Raw genomic sequence first — 16949 nt, forward strand, 5'->3', positions numbered from 1 at the left:
CTATAACACCCAGTCGGGCGGCGACGGCCAGAGCCAGATCCTCGTCCTGCAGCTCATCTACCTGTGGCCGACGGGAACAGGACCGTTGGGGCTGAACCTTACCAACCAGCCCAATGGCAACCGCATGCTGGTCGCGACGTCGGTCTCAACGACCGAGGCCTATTCGTGCAACTCGGGGCAGACCTCATGCTGAGCCGCCTCGCCCACAGCACGCGCGGCGTCGCGCTGATCGAATTTGCCTTTTGCCTGCCCGTCCTCATCGTTCTGTATCTTGGCGGATTCGCTACGCTCGACATGATATCGTCGACCCGCAAGGTCACCACCGCCACGCGCTCACTCGTCGACCTGGTCAGCCGAACCATGTCGCCAGCGATCATCTACAACATCCCGCAGGACGCCAACGCCACGTCGTATCTGAGTGCCAGCGCGGTTGCCCTGGCCCCGTACAAGCTCAACAACGCGACCGAGCAGATCTCGCTGTTGCGCGTCTGCGACGCCACGCACGCCTATGTCGTCTGGACCCAAGCGCAAACGCAGTCAGTCGATGGCAGTACCGTGACCGCGGCGCCCTCGACGTACACCGCCGGGACGCTTCCCGCGACCCAGACACAGTTGGCCCGCAACGTCGTCTCGATCCCGAGCACGATGGTCACGTCCCCGATCGTACCGGTTTCGCCCGACGGCTCGAACGTGTGCGGCAATTTCGCGCCGAGCACCAGCTCGAAAACCCAAGTCGGAACTGCGGGTGGATGGCTGTTCGTCGGTACGGTCAACTATCAGTATACGCCGGGCGTAACCTTCTTGTCTTTGCCGACGACGACCTTGACCGACACGATCTACATGTCGCCTCGCCTCTACTAGGTGCATAGATGATGAAAAGCGCAGATATGTTCCGCCCATGGGTCGATTTGGTCAAGCTCCTTCGTCGGCTCAGCGCCGACCGGAAGGGAGGCGTCCTGATGATCATGGGGTTCTCCATCATCCCGCTCACCTTCGCGACGGGTTTCGGCATCGACTATGCGCGTGCCATGCGGCTCCAGACCCACCTGAACTCCGCTGCCGATGCGGCGGCGCTGGCGGCGGTTTCACCCGCGATGATCCTTCGGGTCAAACAGGATTCGACCGATGCAGCCAGTAACATGTTTGATTCGCAAGCATCGGGTATCGGCGGCTATCAGGGAATGCAACGAACCGTCACGGTAACGGATGGCACGTCCGGCAGTGGTCAATCCTTGGGATATCTTCGCACGGCGACCGTCACCTATACGGCGCAGTCGATCAACATTTTCGGCGGCATTCTCGGTGCTAGTACGTTGACGGTACGTGGAACGGCGACGGCAAACGCAGCGCAGCCGCCCAACGTCGACTTCTATTTGGCGATGGACAATTCCCCATCGATGCTCCTCCCGGCAACCTCGGATGGAATTAGCAAAGTTCAGCACGTAACCGGATGTGCTTTTTCCTGCCACGAATATTTGCCGCATAATGATTCGATCAATGTTACAAATAGCAGCGGCCTACAAGTCCTGCTGTCCTCGAGTTATTATACCGCCAATGCAGCCAAGCAAAATGTCTACTATCTATATAATCCGACAACAAAAACGCTGTTTGACAGTGCTCAGCGCCCGCTCAACCCCGCTACCTCCGCATCTATCTCTGGGCCAAATACGACCGGTGGAACCTTTTTTAATCCGACGACCACGACGACAACGGTTACGACTGTAACAGCGGTGACCTACTCACTTGCCGATAGCAATAGCGGACCGGTAACGATTACAAAAACTACGTCTTCGACCCCGACGACGGTCACCACGACAAAGCCCCCATTTAGCGCCTCGACCACGACCACAACGACCGGCACTGCCAGCAGCTCATCATCTACCTACGACACCGGATATTGGGCGGATGGCTATTGGCTGACGCATAATTACGGGCTCGTCTATGGAAGCCCCGCCAGCCTTACGCTGCGCAAGGATGATGTCGTTTCCGCTGCCAGCCAATTGATCCCGTTTGCCGCAAGCCAGGCCGAGCAGTACAAAGTCACCTATCAGGCACAGATGTTCTCATTCGATTGGACCCGATCTGGAAATACCTCTCCAGTTAAACCGCTCAACACCCTGACTAACGTCGCATCGTATGGCAGCAATTTCTCAGCAGCCTCGATATTCCCGACCGATGATTATTGGTGGCAAAACAACCAGCCGACCAGTGGGACAAACACCAACGATCAAGGCACCGAGATGTCTAATATGCTCGCGGCAATGAATGGGCTCATACCTACGGCTGGCTCGGGCGCGGTCGGCGCGACCCCACAGAAGATCCTATTCCTCGTTACGGACGGCATGGTAGACCAGCCTAGCCGCTATTTTGGACCGCTGCGAAGCAGCGATCAGACCATTTGCACCGCGATCAAAGCAAAAGGCATCAAGATTGCGATCCTTTACACCCAATATTTGCCAGAGGCGCTGGCCGGCGACTCCTGGTCACAGTCCAACGTCGCGCCATTTCTGCCGCCCCCCCCAGCGCCGTATGCGGTCGGCAGTGCAGGAAGCTCCGATAAGGTTTTGGCCGCACTACAGCAGTGCGCTTCACCGGGCATCAACGGTGCAGCGCTTGTACAAACGGTGACCGCCAATGATAGTATCATCACTGCACTCAAGCAGTTGTTTTCTACCGCACTCCAAACTTCCCGTCTCGTGCAGTAATCTCCAAAACTACTGAATTGCTCCACAGAATTCATGCCATTGGTGAGTTAGCTCGTCAGATGTATAAGCTGCTACCCGATCTTGGACCACCCGGCTGGTCGTCGTCCAGTTCTTGCCGGTCAGAGCGGACCATTTGCCGCTAACTGGTTTACCAGCGATATCGGCGGCTTGTTGCCGATCGCGCTATGTGGTCGCACCTCGTTATAGTCTCTACGCCAAGTCTCACATTTTCCGACCGCGTCGTCGATGCTCAGGAACCAATGCTGGTTCAGGCATTCCGCCCGGAACTTACCGTTGAATCTTTCGATGAAGGCATTGTCCGTCGGCGTGCCGGGCCGCAAGAAGTCCAGCACGACCCCTCTCACATACGCACACAGGTCGAGGTCCCGGGGCGACGAACTCGCCGCCCTGATCCACCCGGATCGAGGCTGGATGGCCGACCTCGCCGCACACACGGTCCAGGACCTCAATTACGTCGGGCGCCCAGAAGCTGAACCGCGGCACCACCGCCGGCGAGAACCGACGGTACGTGTCGATCACCGTCAGGATACGCAGCTTCGATCCGGTTGCGAGTTTGTCATGGGCGAAGTCCGTGGCCCACACTTCATTCGAACCAGACGCCGCGCCGCGGCCTTCTCTCGGCTTCGCCTTCACACGGCGCTCGGGCGGCTTGTGCCGCAGCTGCAGCCCCAACTCCTTGTAAAGGCGATAAACACGCTTCGCGTTCACATCCCAACCCTCCCGTCGGAGCAGCACATGGATCCGGCGATAGCCGTAGCGCACGCGCGTCTCGGCGATTTCCCGCATCCGTTTTTTAAGGTCGGCCTGATCCGCGCGGCAGCCACGATAATGGGCTAGCTGACCCAAGGGCGGCTTAACGCTAATCTGCTCCCATTTCCGGATAGTCGTCTTGGCCCAACGTGCCGGACTTGGGCGAACGGGCTTAATCGGATCCACCAATGACCGGTGTCAGTATAACCGGACGATCCCAATCGCGGCGCCACTCGGCAGGAATGCCCCAAACATCGCCCTTCGCCGCGGTCCCACGTGCCGCGGGAAGGCGAGCGCGCAGGATATTAACGGAAGTCCGCTTTCCGGCGACGCTAATCGCGCGTGAATGGCCGGGTATGGGTCTAGCCGGCGGGATAAAACAAGCGCCGCAGCGTCGGGAGACCATCGCGCGTTATGCATGTCCCGGTTTCCAACGCCTTCGAAAGACAAACTGGTAGTCACCACTGCAATTAGCGGAGCCGATATTAAAGCCAAGTGAGATCATGCTAATGCGGAGTGAGCCTCATGCTTCTTCGAAGCAAAATCAGCATTTTAAGCCAATCTTCAAATTTTCCGGGCATGGATGGCATCCAAGGGAGCAACGTCTGTGCAAGAAGAGCTAGGTTTCGAAGCCGTTTCCTTACATTCCCTAGATGAAATGGGTGATGTCGAACGTGATACTTTGCCGTTCGGCGTCGTCGGATTCGCAGCGGACACGGCCGTTCAGGTGTACAACGCCACAGAGGCGCGTATGTCGGGGCTAGACCGCACCAGCGTCATTGGAGTCCCATTCTTCGAAGCCGTCGCGCAGTGCATGAACAATTTCATGGTGGCACAGCGGTTCGAGGACGAACCCGAAATCGACGCTGTCGTGCCCTATATTCTCACGTTGCGCATGCGGCCGACCAAGGTGCGACTGCGCTTGCTGGCTTCGGCCGATACGGTGCGCCGTTACATCCTCATAGAACGCTAGGAAACGGTATGACCGAAAGGTCTAGCGAAGAGCAGCTGCTTGAATTCCTCTACGCCTGTCCGGTCGGTCTGCTCGAATGTGATGCGGCCGGCGAGATCGGCATGATGAACCCGCATGCCATGCAGCACCTCCTGCCTTTGGCGGGGCCCCGCAACGCCGGCAACCTGTTCTCGGCGTTGGAACAGCATGCGCCGGAGCTGCGCAGCATTATTGCCGCTTTCGGATCGGCGACGGGTCGCGTCTGCGACGGCCATCGCATCTTTGTCGAGTTGGGCGCGGGGCGTCGCACTGCGGCACCCAAGGTAATCGCGTGCACGGTCGTGAAACTCGGCCCCGATCGGCTGATGGCAACGCTGACCGACATCAGCCAGCAGGTCGTCCAGGAGCAGCGGCTGCGTCAGGCGGATACTTGGTTCGGATCGCTTCTGGACGGGATCAACGACTATGCAGCGCTGACGATCCTGCCGAACGGGCGGATCGTCGCCGGCGACGCCTGCTTCACCCGCCAGACCGGATACGATGTTGCAGACGTGGTCGGTCGCGATCTCAGCGATGTCCTGAAGACCGACGCGTCGGGGGGCGATCTGCGTCTCGACGAGCAGCTGTTCCTCGCCGAGCGCGACGGCTGGCACTTGCAGGAGGGATGGCAGCAGCGCGCCGACGGCGAGCGCTATTGGTGCCAAAGGCTGGTAGTCGCACGCTCTGACTGCAACGAATCGTGCCCGACTGGCTTTTCGGTCGTCTTGAGAGACGTGCCGCGGCGCGCCGCGGCGGCGGAGGACCTCCGGCGGCTGCTGACCCGCGACCATCTCACCGGCGCCGCCAATCGCCGCCATTTCAGTCAAGTGCTGGAACGCGAACAGACACAGTGGCGCGACCTGCGGCATTCGCTTTCGTTGATCGTCCTCGATCTTGATCATTTCAAGGTGATCAACGACACGCATGGGCATCCCGTCGGCGACATCGTGCTGCGCCGCGTCGCCGACGTGTGCGCGGCGTTGCTGCCGCCCCGCGGCATCTTCGCGAGACTGGGGGGCGAGGAATTCGGCGCCCTCCTTCCGCGCTACGACCGCGAACAGGCGATTGGACTTGCCGAGGATCTTCGCACGGCCGTCGCGGCGATCAAGGTCGAAACCCAGGGCGGGATTTTAAGCCTGACCGCCAGCTTCGGTTGCGCGACATTGGACGAGGCCGAAGGCTCGATCGACGTGCTGATCGCACTGGCGGACGAGCGTCTGTACGCGGCTAAACACGCAGGACGTAACCAAGTATTCCATTCGGAAGCCTATGCCGCGTGAACGGGACAGGGCTTCGACGCACCGCCGCGCACCTGATCGCATGCGCCATCGTCGCGACCGAGGTACGCCGCATCCGGGAAACGCCCATCCCGCTGAGTGTGGACGGCGTCTGGCCTGAGGCGTGGCGAATTGGCGAGGAGGGGCTGGGGCTCGATTCATTGGAACAACTTGGCGCGCTTGGTGCGCTGGCCGAGGCGTTCGATCTCGATGACAGTCTGCTGAACGAAACGCCGCCGACCTTTGTTGGAGCGTGGATCGACTGGATCATGGAAGGGCAAGCCGCAGGTGGCGTCCGGATGACGGTCAGGACGTCAGGATCGACCGGCGTCCCGCAACCCTGCACCCATTTCATGTCCGACCTGCTCGAAGAGGCGGCATTCCTGGCGGCGCGGTTTTCCGACCGGCGGCGCGTGGTTGCCCTGGTGCCGGCGGATCATCTTTACGGGATTATCTGGACGGCGATGCTGCCGAGCGTTCTGGAGGTGCCGGTCGTCGTGCGCACGCTGGGCGCGCCGCTGGGTCTCGTCGCGGGCGATCTCGTCGTCGCGGTGCCCGAGCAATGGGAGGCGGCGGTGCGCTTGATTCGCCAATTTCCCGACGACGTCATCGGCGTTAGTTCGGGCGGGTCGCTCGGCGGAGGGGTCGCCGAAGCAGTGCTGGCCGCCGGCTTAAGGCGACTGGTGGACATCTATGGCGCATCTGAAACTAGCGGAATCGCGATGCGCGACGCGCCGGCGGCTACTTATGAGCTGCTACCGCGGTGGCGTCTGGTTCGGTGCGGCGAGAGCGATTGGCAACTGATCGATGGCGCCGGTGCGACCGGGCGTCTTCCGGATCACATCGATCGAACTGGAGATCGCTCGCTGCGCCTGCTCGGCAGGCGTGATGGCGCCGTTCAGGTTGGCGGACACAACGTTTGGCCCAAGCGTGTGGCGGAGATGTTGGGCGCGGTGGACGGGGTGGCAGAAACCGCTGTGCGGCTCAATGCGACCGGTAGGCTAAAAGCTTATATCGTACCGCGCGAAGGGATTGGTTCTGCCGACCTTGCTGCCAACCTCGAGCGGGCCGCCGCGCAGTTGCCGGTTCACGAACGACCGAAGAGCTTCCGTTTCGGAGCTACGCTTCCACGCAATGCCATGGGCAAATTGGAAGACTGGGCATGAAGTATTCTCCCATCGATGCGGTCGGCGCGACATCGTTGCCGGCCGCGGCCAATTGCACAGGTTGCCGTTCGGGCAGGCCGCTCAAAATCGGGATCACGATGGCGTTTCAGCCGATCGTGGACATCGCGACAGGCTCCGTTTTTGCCTACGAGGCGCTGGTGCGGGGCATCGAAGGACAATCCGCAGCGGAGGTGATCGCGGGAGTCGAACCGGAAATGCTCTACAAATTCGATCAGACATGCCGGGTGAAGGCGATTGAGCTTGCAGGCGGGCTGTTCGTGCCCGACGGTGACGCGAAGCTCTCGATCAACTTCATGCCCAACGCTGTGTACGAGCCAAACGCCTGTATCCGCGCGTCGCTCGCCGCGGCGCGGCGTGTCGGGTTCGATCCTGCGCGGCTGATGTTCGAATTTACCGAAGACGAGCGCATGCGGGACGTCGGGCACGTCCGCTCGATCATCGACGCCTATCGTGAGCGCGGCTTCACCACTGCGATCGACGATTTCGGTGCCGGCTATGCCGGCCTCGGGCTGCTCGCCGACCTCCGCCCGGACATGCTAAAGCTCGATATGGCTTTGATCCGCGGGATCGACGCGTCGCAGCCACGCCAAGTTATCGTCGCGGCCGTCGTCCGAATGGCCGAAGCGCTTGGCATCCGCTGCATCGCCGAGGGTATTCAGACGGCGGCGGAACTGCAGGCGCTAAAGACGATCGGCATACGCCTGTGCCAAGGTTATCTGCTGGCGCGACCAGCCGTCGAAGCCCTTCCTCCCGTCCGGGTATAGATAACGGCTGGGCCCCCAGTCAGCCGACCGGATGCGCCCTCAACGGCGCGAGTGTGGGAACCTTAACAAGTGGCGGCTTTCGGGAGGGTTTTTAAGCGCCCTCAGTGTCGGAGATTGGGTCTATCCTACTCGACCTCCCTGTTCTGATCGTGTCTGGATATGCCGAGGCCGGAGGAATCGATGCGTCAATCGCCCGGTTGACCAAGCCTTTCCGTAGCGCGGATTTGGAGACTAGCCTTGCTGCACTAGCGGTCGCCGCCTCCCAATAGCGGAGGTTGCGCGCGCATCTTCAATTTCGGCCCGGCGCTGTTGGTAAGGTGTCGCCTTTGCCGACTTCGACGTGCCTTCGCAGAATGGCTAGAGGGTCGCTGCCTGTACGCTCGAGCGATCGCTACCATCAAGCGTGCGCTGGGAGGCCCTGCGCGATGACGTGCTTGCTCTCAACAAACACTCTCTCGCCGCGCGAAGTCCGCAATGGACGGATCCGATCAGCCGTGCGCGTGACCAAATCCATATTGTCGCGCACCCAACGTTCTCGGTCTTCGAACGGCATCGGATGCCCAGCCGTACCCTCGATCGCTTCGCGCGATACGACGACGATAAACCCTACGCCTTTTCGAACCATCGGAAATTCGATGGTCTCGCTAAACACGTGCATCAGCAGACTCTCCCTTATTATTTTCAGGAAGGTTGATGTGCGGTTAAGCAATTTGCAAGCAATATGTCCATTTCGGACCTGTGCCAAATGCGTACAGCCGAATGGCCGGCGGGCCGCCTGATGACCGACTCAGCAAATTTTCCGTTCGGCCAGACCCGGATCCGCTCCGGCTGCAATTATCACGGCTCGAAGCGCGGGAAGGCTCTGAAAAAGCGTGTGCTCAGGATCACTGAAATCGACGGCAGTCAACTTTCGAACGTCGATCGCAAAGCTACGTCTTTCGCCGTTGATCATCGCATCGAACTTCAGGTCGGTAGCCTTCCAGCGAATGGTTCCATCAACAATTTGGAGATCGGCGGCCATGTCTGATCGTCCCATCATCTTTTCGCGCGGATGGTGCGCGTGCTGCTCGCCGGACGCAAGACGCAGCCTCGGCGGGCGGCAACGTCGCCGCTGCAATCCCTCCACAATGGCAAGCGGTTCGCCGGCGGGCAGGCAAGCTTACACGGGCAGACGATGGGCCAGCCAGCTTATGTCGTGCCGTTTCCATTCAACCTCAGCCAATTCTGCCCAGTTGCCAAGGCTGATCGTTGCAGCGCCCTGCGCTAAGTGCGAAAGACCCAGCCACTGCGCGACGGCGTCGCGGAGGTTTCTTCCGTCGGGTTTCCCGACGTCGAAAGGGGGTTCGAGATGCAGAACGGCCGGCCCGTCCCAAGGTATCGATTCCACGCCTGATTGCCCCACGCCTAAAGCCGACAGTGGTGCGCGCGCTAAACATCTTCCACAAGTGCCAACAGAAAAGCGGGCCTGCCGCAGCCGCACCTTCGCGCGAGTGCGCCGCAAGGAGCACGTCTCCCTCGCGCGCTACTGCAATAACCACCCCGACAAGCTCGACGCATGCGACCAGCGGGATTTTGGTGCGGTTGTCAGCGCGCTTGGCAGCAATCTCATGGCCGGATTTGCAAAATGATTGCGCGGCGCGCCGACAATCAAGCCGATGGCCACCCTAGCTCCGCCGAATTCTCAATGCTGGGAGAGCTCACCAGAACTTTGGCCGATTAGGCATACGGAGGATGCCCCTATAGAGGGGGCGTGACGCCGGCACACGCTGAATGCGTCCGCTCAGCCCAAAATCGATACGATGAGGATGGCACCGTAATGACCCCACCCGAAGCCGCGCCGACGCAAGGATTTCCTAGCCCAGTTGCGCCGCGTTAACGGTGCTCGGCTCGCGGCGTGGTGCAGCGAAACCGAACTGACCGATGGCCTATTCCACGCCGCCGATCTCGGTGGCAAGTCGGGGAGGTGTTGAATGTCGTCAAAAAGCTGCACCGCGGAGTGGCGGGCTGGCGCGCATCGCGCGCCACCGTCGCGGATCTCGGCGGAGAGATCGGCGACGTCCATTTGCCTCGACAAGCTCGCAGCGCATTATGACATCGATCTGGCGGAAGCCACTTTGGTGAAGTTCAACGCGACATTGGACAAGGTGGCGCTGCCGCACCGCTTGCCCACACCGACCGCCCTGACGTCGGGCAACAGGTCGACGCATTCGCTGCGCCGATCCTGAACTGCGCCGGGTCTCCCCGAGGCGTTGGGTTGTGACTCATGCTGCCATATCGATGTTGTCGGCGGCAGCATATTGATCTTCTGCCTCGGCCGGCAGGATGTTGCCTGTGGGCCCAACAGCCGGTGATGGTTGATCCATTCGACCCATTCGAGGGTCGCGTATTCCACCGCTCCGAAGGATCGCCAGAGGCCACGGCGATGGATGACCTCCGCCTTGTAGAGGCCGTTGATCGTCTCGGCTGAAGCGTTGTCGTAGCTGTCGCCGACGCTGCCAACCGGGGGCTCGATCCCGGCCTTGGAGAGGCGCTTGGAGTACTTGATGGACACATATTGCTACCCCCGGGTCGCTATGTGTATGAGGCCACCCCGATGGGCCGGCCGACGATCGTGAAGCGCCTATTCCTAGGCATCGAGGACGAAGTTGGCATGAGCCGTCCTGCTGGCCCGCCAGACTACGATCCGCCGAGCATAGATAGGTATCGATGACGAAGGCGACGTAGACGAACCGCGCCCAGGTCGCGACGTAGGTGCAGTCTGAGACCCACTCCATGTTCGGCGCTGGCAGGTAGAACTGGCGGGTGACGTGATCAAGCGGGCATGGCGTCGCCTTGTAGCTGATCGTAGTGCGCACCGGCTGGCCCCGGAACACGCCTTCTAAGCCCATCTCGCGCATCGGTCGCGCAACCGTACAGCGGGAGACGGGCACGCCCTCCCGTATCATCTGCCACCAGAGCTTGCGCGCGCCGTAGACTGCGAAGTTCTCGGCGAACGTGCGGGCTATCTCGCGCTCGAGAGCGACATCTTGCCGCGCCCGCGCCGACAGGCGTGTCGGATCCCGTTCCTGCGCGACGCGCCCGTGAGAGGTGGATGGGGCGATCGGCAGGATACGGCAGATCGGCTAAACCCGATAGGAATCACGGTGATCGTCAATGAACGCGATCATCGCTGGAACGGGCCGTCGAGGTCTGCCCGCGCAAAATATACAGATGCCTTGCGCAAAATCTCGTTGGCCTGCCGCAGCTCACGCCCCCCCTCGAGCGTCTTTACCTTTTCGGCAACCTCGATTGGGACACCGGCACGCTTGCCGCTGTTGTCCTCAGCCTTCTTCACCCACTCATGCAGCGTATGCGGAACGCAGCCAATCTTCTCCGCGATCGACAGCACCGCTGCCCAGGGTGAGGGATAATCCTGCTCATGGTCGAAAGCCAGCCGTACCGCGCGTTCGCGAACCTCCGGCAGAAACTTGTTTGTCGTCTGGCTTATACAGGCTCCACCTTGTCAGAAGTTGGAGCCTCCGGCAAACCCCGCGCGGTTCACCTATCGACGTCAACTGTCAATATAGCCGCGCTCTCTGCATCTATCTTCAGATAGCTTCGTAGCTTCGTAGCTTCATAGCTTCCCATGGCTTCTACGGGGCGCTGGTGCTACGAATGCTATATCGCTTTATGCTGATTGCCGATGGTAAAACCCTGTACGATGATGTGGTTGCCGAACTTCCGAACCTTGAAACGGCTTGCTTTCGTGCCGTTAGGATCGCGCGCGATATCATTGCGGAAGAAGCGAAGTCGGGAAACATCCCGATAGGATGGTCAATCACGATTATCGATGAAACCGGTGAATTAGTGGCGACAATGCCGTTCGAAAACACCGTTACGCTCCACTGATGTGCAAGCCGCCTAGGCTCCAAAGCTCAGTCCGACCACTGCCACCATCCTTGGCAACCTTCGTGCGCGTTTGGAGCTCAAGGACGGTACGACCCTCTTCGCGCATGTAACCGCCAATCTCGATCACTTCCCCGCGGGCCCTCCACGAATGCTTATGTTTTACGAATGGATTGGCGAGCAGTCGCGGCGAACAACTCGTCGCCGTTATACGCTGCGATTTGGAAAACTTAGTCGGGGCAGGTGATGCGATATTTCTTTAACATGGCGAACTGTCCTTCCCACGCCGCCCCCCGCCGGGAACAGTCTTCCGACACCGGATGCCGCACGCGCAGCGACTACACAACATACAGGAGAGATTTTGACCGCTAACGCTGATGAGGTTTGGGACGCGAACGAATCAACGGTGACCGCTGCCGAGCGTAGCGTGATCCGCTTCACCGTCACGGTGCTTGTACAACGTGCTGGTGCAATGCGCGCGGACCCGTAGATATCTAACGTGGGCCGCCAAAACCGGATCGCGCAGCACAACCACGTTCCCTCCCGCGACCTGGCAACAGGATGCAGAAGCGGTGCCCAAAACCATGTTTTCACGCGGCACGCGAATGCTTTTCGGTCGTTGGGGTCGTCGGTTGATAAAGCGCTCATTCCGCTTCCGACCAACGGCGGACATGTACAGATGCCGCGTCGAGAGAGGATGCTAGTGCCGCAGATGCCGTGCGAGCGCCTCACCCACGGCCGCCATCCCGCGAGCATTTGGGTGATACGGTATGAAGCCACGACCATCCGGCCGCGGAAAACCTGTGACCCATGGCTCTGCGCTACAGGCATCGTGGCCTTCGGATAGTTCGGAAGCTTTTAAAAGCTTGGTCCGGGTTTCAGCAGCTACTCGTGCGGTAAGCGCTGCTAAACGCTTTGCAGTCGCGCGGCTCGCATTGGCGTCCTCCGCGGTCAGCGGAACAGCCGGACAGGTTCCTGCTCTGGGTAGCACCTGCACGTAGTCGACAAAAACGATCAGTGCGGCGGGCGACTTTTCACGAACCACCGATACGATTCTCCGCACTGCGATAGCGAGTTTGCTCCAGGAGGTTTCTGATATGCTTCGCGGATCAGGACACTTGCCGCCCGGTGTTCCGAGGGGTGGAAATGGAAAGCTGCGACAAGAAGCCGATCCAAGATTGCCGATGAAACCGACATCGTTGCCGCCGATGGTTATCGTAACAAGCCGGGTATCCGCCGCCAAAGCCTCGATCTGTGGCGGCAACTCCTTCCACGGCCCAAGGATGTGTTCAGTCGTGGCACCGCTGCAACTGACGTCCCGCAGCCGCAAATCCAGGCTGCGAGCCAAAACGTGCGCATAATTATAAATCGAGCGTGCACAGCGAGTCTGAGGCTCATCAGCGGGTGTGGCGACTCCGGGACCCGCGGCGAAAGAACTTCCCATCGCCACATAGCCGGCTCCCGGCAATATCGTGACGCGTGGGCCGGGAGCGGCGGCGACACATCCGCCAAGGAGCGCTGCGTAGCTAAGCAGCGTGCTGCCTCGCCATTTAAAATTGACGTTAAGTGACATCCCCAGTCAATTCCTCCGTCGATCGACCCGCGTCCCGGCTGGAAGCCTGTTGCATAAGCCGCAAAACCTGCCGTCCCGCAATCCAGACGTTGCCCTTGTGATCGGACAAGACCCCTACTTTAACCAGTATGGATGACAGATTTTGGGGAGTCGGCGCGGGTTCCCAATACAGAATCCTCCGTTCATGCAGGCCATAGCACGTTGAGATACCGCAGCGCGAGAATTTGCCAGCTTTTGGGACCGGACGGATGAAGCCGGCCAAACTCGCCAACAATCCATATGAACACGCGTCCGGTCTTTAGAGAAGCGGCTGGAGCGATAAATGACCAACGATGGTCAGGCACCTGTCATCCTATCAGCTGCCTCAGGCTGGAGGCAAGGTCGTCCCGACGGAACGGTTTCGTCAGCCTGGGGAGCGTCGCGTCGATCCCGGCCGTTTCCGCATAGCCAGACACGATGAGGACCTGCCGTTCAGGGGCCAGATTACGCACAGTGCACGCGAGATCAGTGCCCGTCATCCCGGGCATGAGGTGGTCCGTCACCAGTAAGTCGAATTGTACTCCCGCGCCCATCAACCGAAGCGCCTCCTCGCCGGAGCTGGCCTCGATCACATGGTATCCGAGATCGGCGAGCATGTCCGCAGTGGTCATGCGCACCATGTCCTCGTCGTCGACAACTAACGCGGTGCCGGTCATCATCGGGGAAACGACTTTTTCGGGCATCGTTTCGACCTGAGCCTCCGCAGCGCTCACCGGGAGCCACAGCTCGACAGTCGTGCCGACGCCAATCTGGCTCTGCAGCGTAAGCGCTCCGCCGAGTTGCGAAGCGAGGCCGTGGACCATCGACAGCCCCAGGCCGGTTCCCTTGCCAACGCCTTTCGTCGAAAAGAACGGCTCGGCGGCGCGCGCGAGCGTCGCCTCGTCCATGCCCGATCCGGTGTCCGCGACCGAGATGTAGAGGTAGCGCTCGGCATTCAGACCCGAGCGGTGGCCCGGTCCGACCGTCTCGGCGCGCGCCGACAGGTGCAGCGTACCGCCATCCGGCATGGCATCGCGCGCGTTGACCGAGAGGTTGAGGATGGCCATTTCGAGCTGGTTCTGGTCGGCGCGCGCGCACGGAAGGTCGGTGCTCACGTCGATCACGAGCTCGACCTGCGGGCCGGTTGTGCTTGCGACGAGGTCGCGCATTCCCTGTACGAGCAGACCGATGTCGACCGCGACGGGTTGCAGGGGCTGGCGTCGCGCAAACGCAAGCAAGCGTTGAACGAGTGTCTTCGCCCGCTCCGCCGATTGCATGGCGCCCGCGATCAAGCGCTGCTCGCGTTCCCCGCCGACGCCCTTGCGCTGGAGCAGGTCCAGGCTGCCGATGATCGGCGTCAGCAGATTGTTGAAATCGTGTGCCACGCCGCCGGTGAGCTGTCCCATGCTCTCCATCTTCTGGCTCTGGCGTAACGCATCCTCCACCGCCTCGCGTTCCTCGAGGGCAGTCGCGACGCGCGCTTCGAGCGTTGCATTCAACTCGCGCAGCGCCTCCTCGGCACATTTTCGGCTCGTGATCTCCACCGCCGTGCCCGCGACGCGCAGGCAGCGCCCAGCCTCGTCGAAAACGCCGCGACCCTTGGCGGCGACCCAGCGAACGACTCCGTCCTCTTTGCCGACCGTGCGATACTCGACGTCGTACAGCGCGCGCTGTTCGGGATCGATCGCCGCGGTGAACGCCGCCATCGTCGGCTCGCGATCGTCGTCGTGCAGACCGCCGTAAAAGTTCTCGAACGTGACCGGAACGCCGGGGGAGATGCCGAACATGGCCTTCGTCCGGGCGGGCCAGACCAGCGCGTCATTGACCACGTCGAGGTCCCAGAACCCGACCTCGGCATTGTCAACCGCAAGCCGCAGCCGCTCTTCGCTTTCACGCAGCCGCGCTTCGGCCCCGATCCGCCCGACGTGCGCCCAGCACCGCTCGACCGCCTCCTTGACGAGCGAGATCTCGAACGGGGTCCAGTCGCGCGCGCGGTCCTGATGGACCGCCATCATCGCCGACAGCCGGTCGTCGCTGATCAGCGGGCAGCAGATGATCGCGTCGATCGCGATCGCCTCGAACATCTCGCGCCCCTCGCCAGGAGCGAGTTCGCGAACAACGTTTCGCACGACGAGCGCCTGCCCGGCGCGAAGGTCGCTTGCCGCGCGCGGGCCGAACAGGTCAAGATTGTACTCTCCGACCGAACTTTCCAGCCCTGGAGCTGTGTAGTCGCTCCTGATCCAGAACCGGTCGCCGTCGGGGCCGACGTCGGCATAGGCACACCGCGACGCGCCCAGCTTGCGTCCGAGCAGTTCCGACGCAGCGCGCATAGCGTGCCATGCGTCGGAAGACCGGAACAGTCGATCGTTGAGCTCGGTAAGGAACCGCAGACGATCCTCGCGCGCAGTGCCCCGACGCAACAGGCGCTCGACCCATACCGCCCCCAGCCCTAGCAGCAGAACCAGCAGTGTGAGCAATCCGATCGCTGTCGCCAGATACGCTTGTCCTACGGTGGCCAGGCCGTCCTGTGGGCCGACGCCGCGCGACGGCGTGAACGTCGCGGCGTACATGCCGACGTAATGCATGCCGGCAATGGCGACGCCCATCGCAACCGAGGCTCCCGCGCGGCCGCCCAGCCGGTGCTCGCGACCCGCGAGCCAGACGGCCAAGGTCGCCGCGACCATTGCTATCGCGACCGATACCGCGACCCATCGCGCGTCGTAGGTCAGCGTCGCGGGGATCCGCATCCCCGCCATCCCTAGATAGTGCATCGACACCACGCCGGCGCCGATCAGCAGACCCGCGGCCAGCGTCCTGGAAGCCGCCGCCCGCCGCCAGTCGACGATCGCGAGTCCCGCACCGGTGAACCCGATCGCAAGGCAAAGCGAAAGCAGGGTTGCCGTGATTTCGTAGCTCATCAACATGCCAGGCATGCTGAAGGCGAGCATCGCAACGAAGTGCATCGACCAGATCCCGCCGCCCAGCGCGGTGGCGGCGGCGGCCAGCCAGGCGGAACGCGAACGGCCACTCGAGGTCCGGATGCGGCTCGCGAGGCTCAGCGCAGTGAACGCGCCGATAATCGCGATCACGATCGACAAGGAGACGAGATATGGATCGTGGACGCCAGTCATGGTCATCAAACGACAGTTCCACACAGGCCTGACGGGTGCAACTCCGCGCGGCCATCCGCGGCCGCGCGCAGTGTTGCCGCTGCTCGGCTAATGTTGTGCGTGTATGAGAATCAGTCTTTCTGGATCACCGCGTCGGCCCGTTTATCGATCTTGTGCTCCTCCGCCTTTGTCATCCGCCCCGCTTTCGCGGCCTGGCTCGCCCGGGCTTTGGCGTTTTTGGCATGAGCGGCATCCTCGATCGGATAGGCCCTCTTTTCGGGTTCGGCGAACTTGCCGGCCGGCAACTTGTCCCGGTCGTCTTCGGACAATTTGGTCATGGCCATCTCCTGCAGTTTCGTAAAACACCGGAAAGCGCGCTTGGTTCAGCGTTTCGTGTCGTTCAGGGGACCACTTTGGTCCGAAACGCTTTCAGAGAAAAGTCGTCATTTCGCCGGCTCGCTACAGAGAGGTGAACCGTGTCATTGTTACATAAACCAATTGCTGCGATCGCCCCACCCCGGAAAGCAATGAAGCTCGCGTCGAGGCACGCGCCAAGGCAGAGTCTGTGGAAACGCCCGGCGACTGGCTGTCACCGGTTCAATTGCGTCCGTTCATAAGCAAGTTTGTGACGAATATGAAAAACGGGCCAGCGGCGAGCCGACAACCCT

The 16949-nt window shown here is 61.2% G+C and carries 15 protein-coding genes, 3 pseudogenes and 1 other annotated feature; of the genes and pseudogenes, 11 read left to right on the forward strand and 7 right to left on the reverse strand.

Going from position 1 to position 16949, the window contains the following annotated elements:
- From EAH76_RS23945 to EAH76_RS14535, 3 genes and pseudogenes are all read left to right on the forward strand, one after another.
- Positions 1 to 193 (forward strand): annotated as a pseudogene (locus EAH76_RS23945) (hypothetical protein); the annotation flags it as partial.
- Positions 187 to 861, forward strand: coding sequence for a TadE/TadG family type IV pilus assembly protein (locus EAH76_RS14530; RefSeq protein WP_140851016.1), 675 nt, complete (start codon positions 187 to 189; stop codon positions 859 to 861). The pseudogene EAH76_RS23945 and the gene EAH76_RS14530, both read left to right, overlap by 7 nt.
- An 8-nt stretch (positions 862 to 869) precedes the next feature.
- Positions 870 to 2705 (forward strand): pilus assembly protein TadG-related protein, encoded by a 1836-nt coding sequence (locus EAH76_RS14535; RefSeq protein ID WP_140851017.1) that lies wholly within the window; start codon positions 870 to 872, stop codon positions 2703 to 2705.
- Between the two features lie 119 nt (positions 2706 to 2824).
- Here the strand turns inward: EAH76_RS14535 and EAH76_RS14545 are convergent.
- Positions 2825 to 3650, reverse strand: a pseudogene (locus EAH76_RS14545) (IS3 family transposase); the annotation flags it as partial.
- 433 nt (positions 3651 to 4083) lie between these two features.
- Between EAH76_RS14545 and EAH76_RS14550 the strand changes: the two are divergent.
- From EAH76_RS14550 to EAH76_RS14565, 4 genes are all read left to right on the forward strand, one after another.
- Positions 4084 to 4449 carry a phosphonate transporter gene (locus tag EAH76_RS14550; RefSeq protein ID WP_241659707.1) on the forward strand — a complete coding sequence of 122 codons (366 nt, stop codon included), beginning with the start codon at positions 4084 to 4086 and terminating at the stop codon, positions 4447 to 4449.
- Positions 4450 to 4457: 8 nt separating this feature from the next.
- Complete coding sequence (locus EAH76_RS14555) at positions 4458 to 5747, forward strand: sensor domain-containing diguanylate cyclase (protein WP_140851021.1); 1290 nt, start codon at positions 4458 to 4460, stop codon at positions 5745 to 5747.
- On the forward strand, positions 5744 to 6910 hold the full coding sequence (locus EAH76_RS14560; protein WP_140851022.1) for an AMP-binding protein: 1167 nt from the start codon (positions 5744 to 5746) through the stop codon (positions 6908 to 6910). The genes EAH76_RS14555 and EAH76_RS14560 overlap by 4 nt, the downstream gene beginning before the upstream one ends.
- Positions 6911 to 7008: 98 nt before the next feature.
- Positions 7009 to 7695, forward strand: a complete 687-nt coding sequence (locus EAH76_RS14565) for an EAL domain-containing protein (protein WP_194151016.1) — start codon at positions 7009 to 7011, stop codon at positions 7693 to 7695.
- Between the two features lie 397 nt (positions 7696 to 8092).
- On the opposite strand, the gene EAH76_RS14575 is transcribed toward EAH76_RS14565, so the two are convergent.
- Together EAH76_RS14575 and EAH76_RS14580 are read right to left on the reverse strand one after the other, a co-directional pair.
- The gene (locus EAH76_RS14575; protein ID WP_140851024.1) at positions 8093 to 8353 is read right to left on the reverse strand and encodes a hypothetical protein; all 261 of its coding nucleotides are present in this window, start codon (positions 8351 to 8353) and stop codon (positions 8093 to 8095) included.
- 129 nt (positions 8354 to 8482) lie between these two features.
- The gene (locus EAH76_RS14580; RefSeq protein ID WP_140851025.1) at positions 8483 to 8716 is read right to left on the reverse strand and encodes a hypothetical protein; all 234 of its coding nucleotides are present in this window, start codon (positions 8714 to 8716) and stop codon (positions 8483 to 8485) included.
- A 30-nt stretch (positions 8717 to 8746) separates the two neighbouring features.
- Between EAH76_RS14580 and EAH76_RS23950 the strand changes: the two genes are divergently transcribed.
- The 3 genes from EAH76_RS23950 (at position 8747) to EAH76_RS14590 (ending at position 9920) form a co-directional block, all read left to right on the forward strand.
- Positions 8747 to 8962: a hypothetical protein gene (locus tag EAH76_RS23950; RefSeq protein WP_161989041.1), complete on the forward strand. Its 216-nt coding sequence runs from the start codon at positions 8747 to 8749 to the stop codon at positions 8960 to 8962.
- Between the two features lie 178 nt (positions 8963 to 9140).
- Positions 9141 to 9323: a hypothetical protein gene (locus EAH76_RS14585; protein ID WP_140851026.1), complete on the forward strand. Its 183-nt coding sequence runs from the start codon at positions 9141 to 9143 to the stop codon at positions 9321 to 9323.
- A 342-nt stretch (positions 9324 to 9665) separates the two neighbouring features.
- The gene (locus EAH76_RS14590; RefSeq protein ID WP_140851027.1) at positions 9666 to 9920 is read left to right on the forward strand and encodes a hypothetical protein; all 255 of its coding nucleotides are present in this window, start codon (positions 9666 to 9668) and stop codon (positions 9918 to 9920) included.
- A gap of 36 nt (positions 9921 to 9956) precedes the next feature.
- Here the strand turns inward: EAH76_RS14590 and EAH76_RS14595 are convergent.
- A pseudogene (locus EAH76_RS14595) lies at positions 9957 to 11182 on the reverse strand (IS3 family transposase).
- Positions 10788 to 10904, reverse strand: a sequence feature (AL1L pseudoknot). (Overlaps the previous pseudogene by 117 nt.)
- 182 nt (positions 11183 to 11364) lie before the next feature.
- Here EAH76_RS14595 and EAH76_RS14600 point away from each other — a divergent pair.
- Positions 11365 to 11583, forward strand: a complete 219-nt coding sequence (locus EAH76_RS14600; protein WP_140851028.1) for a DUF6894 family protein — start codon at positions 11365 to 11367, stop codon at positions 11581 to 11583.
- A 697-nt stretch (positions 11584 to 12280) separates the two neighbouring features.
- On the opposite strand, the gene EAH76_RS14605 is transcribed toward EAH76_RS14600, so the two are convergent.
- The 3 genes from EAH76_RS14605 to EAH76_RS14615 all read right to left on the reverse strand — a co-directional run bounded on the left by EAH76_RS14605 (position 12281) and on the right by EAH76_RS14615 (position 16619).
- On the reverse strand, positions 12281 to 13153 hold the full coding sequence (locus EAH76_RS14605) for an SGNH/GDSL hydrolase family protein (RefSeq protein ID WP_140851029.1): 873 nt from the start codon (positions 13151 to 13153) through the stop codon (positions 12281 to 12283).
- A 347-nt stretch (positions 13154 to 13500) separates the two neighbouring features.
- Positions 13501 to 16260 carry an MHYT domain-containing protein gene (locus tag EAH76_RS14610; RefSeq protein ID WP_241659742.1) on the reverse strand — a complete coding sequence of 920 codons (2760 nt, stop codon included), beginning with the start codon at positions 16258 to 16260 and terminating at the stop codon, positions 13501 to 13503.
- A 152-nt stretch (positions 16261 to 16412) separates the two neighbouring features.
- Complete coding sequence (locus EAH76_RS14615; RefSeq protein ID WP_140851031.1) at positions 16413 to 16619, reverse strand: hypothetical protein; 207 nt, start codon at positions 16617 to 16619, stop codon at positions 16413 to 16415.
- Positions 16620 to 16949 lie beyond the last annotated feature (330 nt).

The sequence above is a fragment of the Sphingomonas glacialis genome (assembly GCF_006439055.1).
In the GTDB taxonomy this organism is placed as follows: Bacteria; Pseudomonadota; Alphaproteobacteria; order Sphingomonadales; family Sphingomonadaceae; genus Sphingomonas; species Sphingomonas glacialis_A.